Genomic DNA, 11,624 nt, shown 5'->3' with positions numbered 1-11,624 from the left:
CTGGTCGCGGGGGAGAGAAGGCAACCACATGTTTCTACGGGAGCACCGAAGTTTCCTGTGCCACGACCGCAGGTACGTGGAGCAGCGCAGTCGGGGCTTGGTGCAAGGCCACCGAACCACAGCCGCCGGCCACCGATGCAATCTGGGGTGGCAGGACAGAAGGAAACGTCTACACCTGCACGCCGCCGCGAGTGAACATCTTCGACCCCGACTTCGGGCTGTCGTTCCAGCGATGGCTTCCCGCGTCGCCGGAGCTACCACCCCCGGATCCGGAAGTGCTGGCATGGCGTGCCCTGGCGGCCGTGAACCTCCAACCCATCGACATGGGCATCGCACCCGAGCCGCTTGCAGCGAACCCCAGCTCACTCGGCGCGGTGGGTCTGCCAGTGTGGCTGTGGGCCGACACCACGAGCCCCAACACCACCGGCCCGATCTCTAACTCGGCATCCGAACGCGGCTACACCGTCAACATCACCGCCCGGTTGAAGAACATCACCTGGGACTTGGGCGATGGCTCAGCAGCTATTGAGTGCGGGATCGGGCAACGCTTCGACCCGGCCTCGATGGGGCCGCAGACCCCGGTCGCATGTGGCCGGCAGGCCGGCTATGACCAGCAGGGCGAGTACACGATCACGGCGACCTCCAACTGGGAAGTGACCTGGAACGGGATCGGCCGCTCAGGAGTGATTCCCTTCCAGACCGACACCAGTGGAAGCGTCAGGATCGGTGAGATCCAGGTCGTGGTGACCGACAGCTAGCCCCTGGCAGAGCACTGCGGAGACGCCCCGAGAGATGTCTCCGCAGTGCTTTTTCATGCCCATGGCGGGAGGGCAAGTGCATGACGCCGCACGAAGGTCCTCTGTGAAAGGCCTAGTCAGAGCGGTTGTAGAACTTTTTTCGGGTCTTGCCGGATTGGGCAAGGGTTCGGGCAAGGGGGTCTGAGTTGAGTAGGTGGTGCCAACTCACCGAAAGGGGCCTTCCATGCAGGTCTTCCGCTCCCACGACACCGTTCCCGAGACCATCACCTCACCAACGTTGGAAGGTCTTGCGCAGGAATGGGTGGCGATCAACGCCACCGCCGAATACCACCGCCAAGTCAGCCAGATGGGGTTCACCGGCTGCACCCGTCCCGGTGATGTTCTCGACCTGATCGACCGTTCCGATTCCGCCACCGCGAACGAGCTGCTCTACCAGCTGGTGACCCACGACAGCTACCTCGCGTCGCGGATGGTGCTGCAGGCTGTCCTGCCCCGAGTGCTCAACAACGCGATCACTCGGGTGCAGTATTCGGGCACCCTGGAGGATCATCTCCAGACCCTGATCGGTGATGTGTGGACAGCCATTGCCGACTACCCCGCACACAGCACCAAGTACGTGGCCCTCAACCTGACCCGCCGCCGGGGATTCGAGGACGACGACGATCGCTGTGGTCCCCTGGGCGACTTCGATCCGGGATACCACGAATCGGGCCCCGAGCATGAGTTGAAGCTGCTGGTTCACTCAGCGCTGACCGAAGGCCGTATCGCCGCACACGACATCGAGCTGCTGCACGAGATCTACATCCAGGGCTACAGCGCGATCGAAGCCGCCGAGCGTCGACACGTCAAAGCTGACGTGATCCGCCAGAGGTGTTCACGCACCCGTGCTCGGCTCGCAGCGGTGGCCGCTGACGCGGCCGACGTCTAAGAAAAAGATCCCCAGAGAGCTGTCACATACGTCTGATCCCGATGGCTTTCGTAGGTAGAGGTTAAGGAGAGGAAGTGGAGATGTCAGGCATCGACCGCGCTACCCAATGTCGAGTGGGGGAGTTGGCATCATGCCCCCTCGATATTGCTGTGGCAGCCGAGATTCGAGCCGTCATCGCTGCCGCTCGCCGGAAGGCCTCAACCGCGTCTGGCGGGACCGCTCGATCCCGGTCCCGCCGGACAGCACGAAAGGCCACAGCATGAAGCTGCTCAACAAGCGCCGCCAGCCGGCCGACGCTGCACCGATTGACGAAGATCAGGCGCCCCCCGCGAAGATCGCAGCCGCCAACTGGACCCGCGGCCAGCAGCTCGCCACCACCGCCACCCGAGTCGTGCTGTGGGGGATGGTCGCTTGTGCCCCCCTCGCACTCGGCGTCGGCGCCGTCGCCTTGAGCGCAGCAGCTCGACCAGCACCACAGTCCACGATCGCAGCAGCACCCACCGAACCCCCCGGCCGGCTCCAAGCCACCGGGATGGCTGAACACGCCGTGATGGCATGGCTAGGCGCCAGTCGCGGCTCTGAGCACCAAGTGTCGGGGCTGCTGCCCTCTGCCGATCTGCCGGCCAAGGGCCTGAACGTATCTGCCCCTAGCGCCGTTGACTCGGTATGGGATGGCAGCGCGTGGATCGTGACAGTGGGGGTGACCGTCACCAGCGATGTTCCGACCGATCAGGGCGCCACCACCCAGACGGTGCAGCGACGGTTCTTCCAGGTGCCGGTAGCTGTGGACGCTGATGGGATCCTCAGCGTTCTCATGCTGCCCGCCGAGGTCGCAGGGCCCACCACGGCAGCTCCCTCATCTGGGGCAGGGTTCCGCTCTACGGTTCCATCAACCCATCCGGTGGCTGTTGCCGCCGTCGATTTCCTCACCGCGCTGTTGGCAGGCGGTGGTGACATCACGCGCTACATCTCACCGGAATCGGGGATCCGAGCCGTGACGCCAGCGCCCTACGTGTTCCTGACTGTGGAGTCGGTCATGGCTGACCATGCACCGGCCACCAGCCCTGCTGAGGGGGATTCCGTGGTGGTGATGGTGCGCACTCGTGCGCTCGATGCCACCGAATCAGCCACCCGTTTCGACTACGTGCTTGCGATGTCGCTGCGCTCATCGAGGTGGGAGATCACCGAGATCAAAGGATCTCCGCTGCTGGGGGGAGAGGAGGTGCCCGTCGCTGACCCCGACCCCAGTCCTATCCCGACTAGCAACACCAATCCCTAACTATCAGGTTTCATTTCACGAAGGGTTCAACTCTCATGGTTCCTCTGGAAGGCGTTTTTGATTTCGTCAACGGCCTAGCCGCTGATCTCAAGGCCACCATCACGGTGGCAGTCGTCGCGCTGGCGATCACGTTCATCGTGGTCAACGCGGTTGCATCGAAGCTGTCGGTGGCCAAGATCGTTGGCGCCCTGGTCACGGCAGGCATCCTCATCGCCGGCGTCTTGGGCATCGACATCCTCGCCGGCATGTTCACCTCCGAGCTGACCTCCCCGTAGGAAAAGCTCGCGATGGCGTTGAAGTGGTACACGAGGGCGAGGAAGTTCCCTCAGCTGATCGGCCGCACACCCGACGGCACCCGCATCCCCGGCGGCCCCTACACCTACACCCAGGTGGCCGCCGGGGTGGTGACCGCGCTCGTGCTGTCCCAGACCACATGGCTCTGGGCCCACGGCAGCCTGATCTTCAACGCCACCATCTTCATCGGACTCACAGTCGGAGCGGTGATCGCGTCAGGGAAGTTGCCACCGGGTATGCGAAACCCGGTGGTGCTGGCCTCCGGTGCGCTCAACCTTCTCAACCGCGGTTACCGGCTCAACGGTGCCTCAGTGAAAGCCCCCAAACCTCACACCTCCACGGCGGCAGGCCCGGTGACTGTGTTCGAGCCGGTCCCCACATCCTCCTCCGTCCCCGTCTCAGCTGCACCCGACGAGGACAAGATCCTGATTCATTCGCAGCCTGACCTCGTTCAGCGCCCCATGCCCGCACTGACTGGGGTCCAGCGACTCCTTCTAGGAGAAGCATCATGAAGATCCCCACCATCGCCCTCTACGACAATCTGAGGTTCACCGCCTCCGGCCAGGTGTGGGCTGACTTTCTGCTCACCGGCGTCAACTATGGGCTCAGGGCACCTGACGAGAAGGAACGGGTACGGCTGCTGCACCAGGCACTGTTCCGCTCGCTTCCTGGTGAATCGCTGATGCTAGGGCTGTGCTCAACCCTGGACCCACACCAGGTCGTCGACAGGATGCTCGACGGTCTCGATCCGGAGCAGTGCCCCGACTGGGTGGCTGAGTGCGAAGCCACCTTGGACACCATCGAGACCCTACGGCCGGGCTACCGGATCTTCTGGCTGTCGGTGCCACTGTCGAACGAAGGATCGACGATGTCTACAACCTTCAAGGCCGCCCGTACCAACATCGAATCGGCGCTGGGGCTGCCAGTGGTCAAGCCCTCGACTCAGCAGCTCAAGGCCGCGGCGATGAAGGCCAAGCAGATATCCGAAGAGATCCCCGCGCCCTTCCGTCCTACCCCGGCCACGCCGGCGCAGATGGTGTGGCTTCACCAACACATGATCGACCGCGGCCTCTACCTCGACGGACTGCTGCCCCAGAGCGGACCCTCAAACCTCCCCAAGGGCCGCAGCGCTCTGCAGGCGCCACTGCTCGACGAAGGTGGCCGCACCGACGACGAGAAGAAGACCTCCTTCCACCCGCTTAAGAGGCGCTACCTCAAGATCCAGTCCCCAGCGCCAGGCGATGAGGACGCCGCGTCCTATCAGGCCATGCTCATGGTCTCAGACGTCCCCGATGGGGAACTGCCGTTCCCCGGTGGGGAGATGCTTGGCCGTCTCGATGAGTGCGGCCTGTCAGTCGACTGGGCCATGCGCCTGACTGTGCGCTCATCGAGCGAAGTGCTGCGATCCAACCAACGCGCCCTAGAGACATTGAACGAGCAGTTCAATCAGCGTGAAGGCGAACTGTCGCACGGGGTCTCCGCGCTCGACCGTCATGCCTCCGACCTGTCCGAGTACGCCGCATTGATGGAAAGCAACAAGCTCGAAGTCGAATGCCAGGCCACCTTCATCCTCAGCGTCGCGGCAGCTGACCCCGACGACGTGCGCGCCCAGGCCAGGGCCTTGGCTGGCTGGTTCAGCGAGGCCGGCTACAAACTGTCGCAGCCGGTGGGCTACCAGCAGGAAATGTGGTGGCAGTGCCACCCCGGTGTGCCCACCTCGGCAATGACTCGTGAGTACGCCCAGCTGACCACCTCGGAAGCTCTCTCCGCGATGGTGCCCCTGTCCACCGCCCACGTCGGTGACAACGCGGGCACCCTGCTGGCCATTTCCATCAACAACGGCCCCATGCTCGACGAGCACACCCCGTGCGGTTCCTCCCCGCTGATCTTCCACGACCCCGATGGCTCCACCGACCGCAACGTGTCGGGATCCACGGCCTACATCGGAGACCTCGGATCCGGAAAAAGCTTCGCCCTCAAGAAGGAAGCCGGCGCCATCCTCGATCGCGGCGGCCGAGTCATCGTCACCGATCGCACCAACATGGGGGAGTGGGCTGTGTGGGCCGACGCTTTGGCCGACCCCCGCATCGTCGATGTGTCCCAACCCCAGTGGTCGCTGGATCCGCTGCGGATCTTCGACCCCGCAACCGGATCGCGGGTGGCGCAGTCGTTCCTCACCCCTCTGCTCGACATCGCCCCCACCTCAGCCCAGGGCGTGCTGCTGTCCGAAGTCCTCGAAACCGACTACCTCAAGACTCACGGAATCACCGGATTCGGATCCCTGGTCAACCATCTGGCCGACGACTGCACCATTGCAGGGGCCAAGGAGCTGGCCCGCCTCATCCGCGTGTTCAGCCGCAAGGATCTTGGCAGGGTCGTGTTCGACGAGCAGCTGCCTGCGCTCAACCTGGACCACCCGATCATCGTGGTGCGCACCCACCAACTGACACTGCCCAAGCGATCCGAACTCGACCACGAACACCTCTTCCGCCAGATGGGGCTCGAGAAACTGTTTGGCCGCGCAGTGTTCGCGCTGATCACCTCGATCGCCAAGCATGAGTGCTTCTCCAACCGGGACCAGCTGGCCGCGTTCGTCGTCGACGAAGCCCACGCAGTGACCAGCTCCACCGAAGGAACCAACGAGCTGGTCGACTTCATCCGCGACGGCCGCAAGCACCGTGCCGTGGTCTACCTCGGATCCCACGACCCCGACGAAGACTTCCCTTCCGAAACGATGCGTGGACTGATCCCGTTCCGCGTATTGATGCGCCACAAGGACAAGACCCTGGCCCAGAACGGGCTGCGCTGGCTCGACCTCGACCACACCGACCAAGACCTGATCGAGCTGGTCACCAAGGACACCTCACCCCAGCTCGGAGACGACGTGCCCGTGCAACGGCGCGGCGAATGTCTCATCCGTGACGCTTCCGGAGCGGTGGGCCGAGCCCGAATCCTGCCGCCGGCCCTGACCAGCCGAGACCAGGCCGCCCGCACCGGCGGCAGGAAGGACCGAGCCGCGTGAACAACAGGCAGCCACCACGCTGGGTGCGGATCCTCATCCGCACCCTGATCGGTGCTGCCATCTTGACGCTCATCGGCAACGTCGCGTTCGTGGTCGCCGACGAAAGTGGCGCCTCGATGGGGCAAACCATCCCCGCGCTGTCCTGGGTGCAGCTCGCTGACGCCAAGGGCATCAACCTGTGGAACTACGAGCTGGCCATCAACTTCAAAAGCGACATCTTCGACCCAGGAGCGTCGGTGTCGGCAATGCTCACCGAGTTCCTGTGGAAGGGATATCTCGGCCTGACCGCCTTGGCGATCTGGTTCGTCGACTGGGTGCTGTCGTTCGACTGGCTCACCGTCATCATCGCGCCACTGACCGCTGTCGGAGACGCGATCCGCAACATCATCACGCAGTTCGGCCTGGCACCAGCATTCTTGATGGTGGCCGGCCTGGTCGGCGCCGTGTTCATCCTGCGAGGCAAAATCGCCCGAGGCGTCTACGAGATGTTGATGTCATGCTTCATCGTGGCGCTGTCGGTGACCGCGTTCGCCAACCCCTTAGAACTGGTCGCGGGCCCCGACGGCTGGATCTACCAAGCCCGCGACCACACCTTGGAGCTGGTCGCTGCCATGGGCGATCAGGCCCAGTCTGACCAGAACGCGATCACCTCGGAGCTGATCACCACCTTCGTCCGCCAGCCCGCCCAGCTGGTCTCGTTTGGTCAGATCCTCGACGGCGGCGACTGCGAAGAGGCCTACGACACAGCAGTCAGCGCCGGCCCCTACGGCTACGAATCAGACATTCGGGATGCAGTCAGCGACTGCAATAAAGCCGCTAGTAGCTACGCAGACACCCCCAATGGGGGAATGGTGACCTCGGCGCTCATCCAGGCCCCCGCCGGAATCATGGTCCTGGTGATGGCGATCCTGATCGGCGGCACCGTCATGCTCGCCCTAGTGGCCACCGTGCTGGCCGCGCTGAAAACCATCATCAACCTGGTCCTTGCGGTCCTCCCAGGCGGCGCCAGACGGCCCCTGGCGCACTCCTTCGCAGAAGTGTTCATCGGCATCGCGGTGTTCATTTTCGCGATGTTCTTCCTAGCCGTCTATCTCATGGTGATCCAAGCGGTGTTCCGCGCCCATGAAGGCCAGCCCTCCAAAGCCTTCGTCATCATGCTCATCGTCATGATCCTGGGGCTGATCGCCTTCGTGCGCTACCGCAAATCCCTCAAGGCAGCTACCACCCGACTCACCGACTGGATGTCCAAACCCCCTGGCGGGCCCGCCCCCCGCCCACTGGCACCTCCAGGCCAAGGCTCTCACCTGATGAAGGCGGCAGGACTCTACGGTGCTGGCCGGGTGTTGTCTTCACCGCAAGGCCGCGCCGCTCTGAAGAACACTGCTGTGGTCGGGGCAGCGGCGCTAACCGGCAACCCGGCCCTGGCTGGCCGTGTGCTGCTCAACAGCGCAACCGCGAAGCGAGCCAAGAATCTCGCTGGTCGAGCGATCGGCCCAAAGCCTGCGGCTTCTCCCGCGGCCGCCGGTGGGGGTGGCACCAGTCGCACAGTGTTCTCCGGGGAAGCTGCACGTCCCCAACAGAGCTCTGCAGCCCCTCCAGCTACGAGCAGGCCACGGCACCGCAGCAACACCGACGACGACACGGTTGTCCTCCACGGCACGGTCGTTGAACCCGACGAGTACCCGCGGCTGCCCATGCGCAGGACCAGGGTGCTGGCAGCGCCTCCCGCACGTCCCCATCGTCTGAGGCCCAGCGAACCCCGCCCACAGCTTCCGCCGCCGCCCGAACCGGGCACACCACCGACGCGGCCCAAGCCCTCACGGCCCTCACCCAACAGCGGCCCGCCGCGCACCACGCGCCGCCCCCAGAACGAACCGCCGCCCCGCAGCACCCCTCAGAGAGGACGCCTCGCACCCACCCGCCCAGGGTCACGACCCGGTAGAAGGACACGATGAAGAAGTGGATCGCGATCGCCGCGGTGGCAGCTCTGGCGTCCCTGGCGGTCCCAGTGGTCATGCTGATGATGATCATGACCGCTGTCGGTGGTTCGCAGCAGCAAGTCAGCTCCACCCACGCATCCCTCTGCACAGCCAGCTGGCAGGGCGACAGCATCACCGAACGCGATCTCACCGGTTCCCAGCTCGACGCAGCTGCCACCATCTACGCGGCCGCCATCGAAACCGGGGCAGGCCCCGAAGGTGCGATCGTGGGCATCGCCACCGCCTTGCAAGAGTCCGACCTCGGTGCAAATCCCTACAGCCGAACCCCCAACAGCGACGGTGACGTCGGACTGTTCCAGCAGCGCAGCCTGGTCGGCTGGTACGCCAACGGCGCCACCCAAGAAGAGAACATCACCACCCTCAACGACCACGCCTATGCGGCGCGCACCTTCTTCCTCGGCAACGACTCCCTCGACGGATCCCACATCCCTGGCCTGACCGACATCGACGGCTGGCGCGAGATGGCGGTGACCGAAGCAGCACAATCCGTGCAGCGCTCCGCGTTCCCATACGCCTACGCCGATCACGAAGCCCTCGCCCGAGCCCTGGTCCAACGACTCGGGGAAGGGGAAGCCGGCCAGATCCTGTGCGCCGGCGCAGTCGGCGGATCACTGGACTGCCCAGCCAGCGGGCTGAGCAGCGAAGCCGGACTCAACGCCGACGCGCTGCGCGGGCTCAGATGCATCAAACAGTTCTGGCCCCAGATCGACGTGATCGGCGGCGTCCGCAACGACCCCGACTCCGACCACCACACAGGTGACGCGCTCGACCCAATGATCCCCAACTACACCAGCGCCACCGGCATCGCCCTGGGCACAGAGATCGCAGAATGGGCCAGGGCCAACGCCGAAGGTCTCGGCATCAAGTACGTCATTTGGCGAAAGCAGATCTGGTCGGTGGAACGAGCCTCAGAAGGATGGCGCACATGCGGAACCGATGCCGCATCGTGCTACTCCGGCTCTGACCCCAGCGCCGCCCACCTCGATCACCTCCACCTGAGCTTCCTCGGCGCCATGGGCACCGGAATCCCCGCCACCGGGGCAGCCAGCTCATCCGGGGAAGTGTCACTGCCAATTGCTCGCGGCAGCTACCGACTCACCGCCCGCTACAACCAGAAGGGCAGCAACTGGTCATCGGGGTACCACACAGGACTCGACTTCGCCGCCCCCGAAGGAACACCCCTACGATCCATCACCGCCGGCACCGTCACCGACACCTCCTGGCATTCCGCCTACGGCAACCTCACCACGATCACCGCCGACGACGGAACCGTCTTCTACTACGCCCACCAAGCCCGCCGCTACGTCACACTCGGCCAGAAGGTCACCGCCGGCGAACTCATCGGCACCGTCGGCAACACCGGCAACAGCTTCGGCGCACACCTCCACCTCGAAGTACGCATCGGCGGCCGCCACACCAACCCGGAAACCTGGCTCACCACACGAGGAGTTGCACCATGAACCTCAAAACCGCAGCCATCGGCGTGGTCGTCATCGTCGCCGTCGGAATCCTGCTCGGAGGCCGGATCAACCCCGACGACACCCCGACAGCCACCCCCACCCCTAGCACCGCCATGCACACACCCAGCGCCCACCAGCACCCCACCCCACCCCACACCCACGAGGAGGCCGATGAAGGCGACCATGGACCAGAGGCGCCCGTAGTGATTACTCCCAGTTACGACGGGGGAGAAGACCCAGACTGGACCGTCCCGCCGGCCGAACGGAACCATGCCATTGACACCGCCGAAACCTTCATCGCCGGCTGGCTCAACCCTGACCCCACCCAGCGCACCCAGCAGATCCAATCCGTCGCGGCCGAAGCGCTGGTCGCTGAGCTGGCAGCTCCCGATCTGAGGATCTGGGCCACCACCCCCCAAGGACCCCCGCTCATCATGGAACTGGTCTCCACCAACGCCATGCTGCGCCAAACGTTTGCTGACGGCCGAGCGATTGACCTGCTGCTCATCGTCGAACCGGGCAGCTCCACCGGCTGGATCGTCACCGACATCGCCCCCGCACCATTGAAACCCCAATAGTGACTGCGAATGCCTGGGGTTGATTGGCGAACTCGCTCATCTTGATTCGGAAACTGGACCGCGGCGACGGTCCCGCGGTCCCGGACAGGCCAAGGGGACGATGAACGCCGTCGGAGGGGTCAGATACACCCCTTACGGAGACTTGACGGACATCAACAGCGACCGAGAGGGCAGCAGAAGGCCCCGGCTGCCCGTCTCGGGGCAGGGCCTTCGGTCTTGCTCGGTGATGTTGTGGTGCTGGTTCAGCTGCCGGTGACACCCACGGCAAGGGTGCCGGCGCATCTGGCGAGATCGGTGGTGGTCGTCCCGGCGCTCGGCGTTCCCGTCCGTAGGTCAGGTCACGTCGCCTCGGGGTCGCCTCCTCGTCCGCACGACGCTTCAGCGGGCCGCGGCCACGGCTGTCTACCTTGACCGGCTTGGACAGCCAGCGTGACGCCTTGCGGGTGTTGCCGGCCATGAGGAGGGTCGTGACCAGCAGGAAGCACGAGGCGAACCCGCGGACCCGGCGACGGTCAGGGTTGGCGAGGCCGACGAACGCGGAGTCCTTCACGTAGCGGTTGAACGACTCGACGGTCTGGCGCAGCGAGGTGTAGTGCCGGGCCCAGCGGTCGGTGCCGAACTGCATCCCCATCGCGTGACGGTTCCAGTGCTCCCCGTCGAGGACCTGCGTTCCGCCGGCGTTGTTGCAGACCGACCCGCGCAGGTCGACCAGCGGCAGGGACCGGCGGGCGACGGGCATCAGGCTTGGCTGGGCGGAGGCTCCGGGGCGCAGCGGGCAGGCCAGGGTGGGGTTCGGCCCGGTCGCCGGGCAGCGAACCTGTTGGGAGCCGTCCCGGGCCATGCTGGTGCGGGGCTGCAGCAGGTACTTGGCTCGCGCGACGATGCGTTCGTACCAGACGTCGCGGGTGATGCGCTTCCCGGTCTCGTCACCCACCCGGTAGTCGCGGGTGGCGGTGACCAGCGCCGGCTTGCCCAGGATCGCCTTGTCCGAAGTGACCGGTGTGAACCACGCAGCCATCGGCAAGGTACTGGCCGGTGCCTCGTGGCCGGACACCCGAACCCTGGCCCGCCTGGAGCGTGGGCTGGAAGCGAGCCTGTGGCCCGTCGTGAGGGCTGCCGGGACGCATGTCGCCGCCACGCCGGACGTAGTAGTCGGCGAAGGAACCGAGCAGGTCGGTGACGGTGACGGCTCGGCCGCGGGGCGGGGCACCACGTAGGGCGACACGGTCCTGCGGGGTCCAGACAGAGTTCTCGCTCACACCCGTCCCTGTGACCGCTCAGGTGGAGCCGAGTCGGTCGATTCGA

Annotated in this window: 11 protein-coding genes; 10 read left to right on the top strand and 1 reads right to left on the bottom strand. The window is 65.2% G+C overall.

Annotation, left to right across the window (positions count from 1 at the left end; genetic code table 11):
* Positions 1-191: 191 nt before the first annotated feature.
* The 9 genes from ABEA30_RS15715 (at position 192) to ABEA30_RS15675 (ending at position 10,319) form a co-directional block, all read left to right on the top strand.
* The gene (locus ABEA30_RS15715; RefSeq protein WP_345584542.1) at positions 192-758 is read left to right on the top strand and encodes a hypothetical protein; all 567 of its coding nucleotides are present in this window, start codon (positions 192-194) and stop codon (positions 756-758) included.
* A gap of 223 nt (positions 759-981) precedes the next feature.
* Complete coding sequence (locus ABEA30_RS15710) at positions 982-1,686, top strand: hypothetical protein (RefSeq protein WP_345584540.1); 705 nt, start codon at positions 982-984, stop codon at positions 1,684-1,686.
* 259 nt (positions 1,687-1,945) lie between these two features.
* Entirely contained in the window at positions 1,946-2,965 is a 1,020-nt protein-coding gene (locus tag ABEA30_RS15705) for a conjugal transfer protein (protein WP_345584538.1), read from the top strand.
* A gap of 35 nt (positions 2,966-3,000) precedes the next feature.
* Entirely contained in the window at positions 3,001-3,240 is a 240-nt protein-coding gene (locus ABEA30_RS15700; RefSeq protein WP_345584536.1) for a hypothetical protein, read from the top strand.
* A 12-nt stretch (positions 3,241-3,252) separates the two neighbouring features.
* Positions 3,253-3,771: a hypothetical protein gene (locus ABEA30_RS15695; RefSeq protein WP_345584534.1), complete on the top strand. Its 519-nt coding sequence runs from the start codon at positions 3,253-3,255 to the stop codon at positions 3,769-3,771.
* The gene (locus ABEA30_RS15690) at positions 3,768-6,281 is read left to right on the top strand and encodes an ATP-binding protein (protein ID WP_345584532.1); all 2,514 of its coding nucleotides are present in this window, start codon (positions 3,768-3,770) and stop codon (positions 6,279-6,281) included. The genes ABEA30_RS15695 and ABEA30_RS15690 overlap by 4 nt, the downstream gene beginning before the upstream one ends.
* On the top strand, positions 6,278-8,236 hold the full coding sequence (locus ABEA30_RS15685) for a hypothetical protein (RefSeq protein ID WP_345584530.1): 1,959 nt from the start codon (positions 6,278-6,280) through the stop codon (positions 8,234-8,236). Before ABEA30_RS15690 ends, ABEA30_RS15685 begins: the two co-directional genes overlap by 4 nt.
* Entirely contained in the window at positions 8,233-9,741 is a 1,509-nt protein-coding gene (locus tag ABEA30_RS15680) for a M23 family metallopeptidase (protein WP_345584528.1), read from the top strand. Before ABEA30_RS15685 ends, ABEA30_RS15680 begins: the two co-directional genes overlap by 4 nt.
* Positions 9,738-10,319 (top strand): hypothetical protein, encoded by a 582-nt coding sequence (locus ABEA30_RS15675; protein ID WP_345584526.1) that lies wholly within the window; start codon positions 9,738-9,740, stop codon positions 10,317-10,319. The genes ABEA30_RS15680 and ABEA30_RS15675 overlap by 4 nt, the downstream gene beginning before the upstream one ends.
* On the opposite strand, the gene ABEA30_RS15670 is transcribed toward ABEA30_RS15675, so the two are convergent.
* The gene (locus tag ABEA30_RS15670; RefSeq protein ID WP_345584522.1) at positions 10,282-11,337 is read right to left on the bottom strand and encodes a hypothetical protein; all 1,056 of its coding nucleotides are present in this window, start codon (positions 11,335-11,337) and stop codon (positions 10,282-10,284) included. The genes ABEA30_RS15675 and ABEA30_RS15670 overlap by 38 nt on opposite strands.
* Between ABEA30_RS15670 and ABEA30_RS15665 the strand changes: the two genes are divergently transcribed.
* Positions 11,321-11,536 carry a hypothetical protein gene (locus tag ABEA30_RS15665; RefSeq protein ID WP_345584520.1) on the top strand — a complete coding sequence of 72 codons (216 nt, stop codon included), beginning with the start codon at positions 11,321-11,323 and terminating at the stop codon, positions 11,534-11,536. The two genes, ABEA30_RS15670 and ABEA30_RS15665, sit on opposite strands and share 17 nt — an antisense overlap.
* Positions 11,537-11,624: the final 88 nt, after the last annotated feature.

The organism is Tessaracoccus lubricantis (assembly GCF_039544535.1).
In the GTDB taxonomy this organism is placed as follows: Bacteria; Actinomycetota; Actinomycetes; order Propionibacteriales; family Propionibacteriaceae; genus Arachnia; species Arachnia lubricantis.
Note: the sequence above shows the minus strand (reverse complement) of the source record. Positions and strands in the feature narration are given on the sequence as shown.

What these genes read in the sequence shown, in the direction of transcription:
- ABEA30_RS15710 (WP_345584540.1), top strand. Translation starts at nt 982, where the DNA reads ATGCAGGTCTTCCGCTCCCACGACACCGTTCCCGAGACCATCACCTCA.
- ABEA30_RS15705 (WP_345584538.1), top strand. Translation starts at nt 1,946, where the DNA reads ATGAAGCTGCTCAACAAGCGCCGCCAGCCGGCCGACGCTGCACCGATT.
- ABEA30_RS15700 (WP_345584536.1), top strand. Translation starts at nt 3,001, where the DNA reads ATGGTTCCTCTGGAAGGCGTTTTTGATTTCGTCAACGGCCTAGCCGCT.
- ABEA30_RS15695 (WP_345584534.1), top strand. Translation starts at nt 3,253, where the DNA reads ATGGCGTTGAAGTGGTACACGAGGGCGAGGAAGTTCCCTCAGCTGATC.
- ABEA30_RS15690 (WP_345584532.1), top strand. Translation starts at nt 3,768, where the DNA reads ATGAAGATCCCCACCATCGCCCTCTACGACAATCTGAGGTTCACCGCC.
- ABEA30_RS15680 (WP_345584528.1), top strand. Translation starts at nt 8,233, where the DNA reads ATGAAGAAGTGGATCGCGATCGCCGCGGTGGCAGCTCTGGCGTCCCTG.
- ABEA30_RS15675 (WP_345584526.1), top strand. Translation starts at nt 9,738, where the DNA reads ATGAACCTCAAAACCGCAGCCATCGGCGTGGTCGTCATCGTCGCCGTC.
- ABEA30_RS15670 (WP_345584522.1), bottom strand. Translation starts at nt 11,337, where the DNA reads ATGGCTGCGTGGTTCACACCGGTCACTTCGGACAAGGCGATCCTGGGC.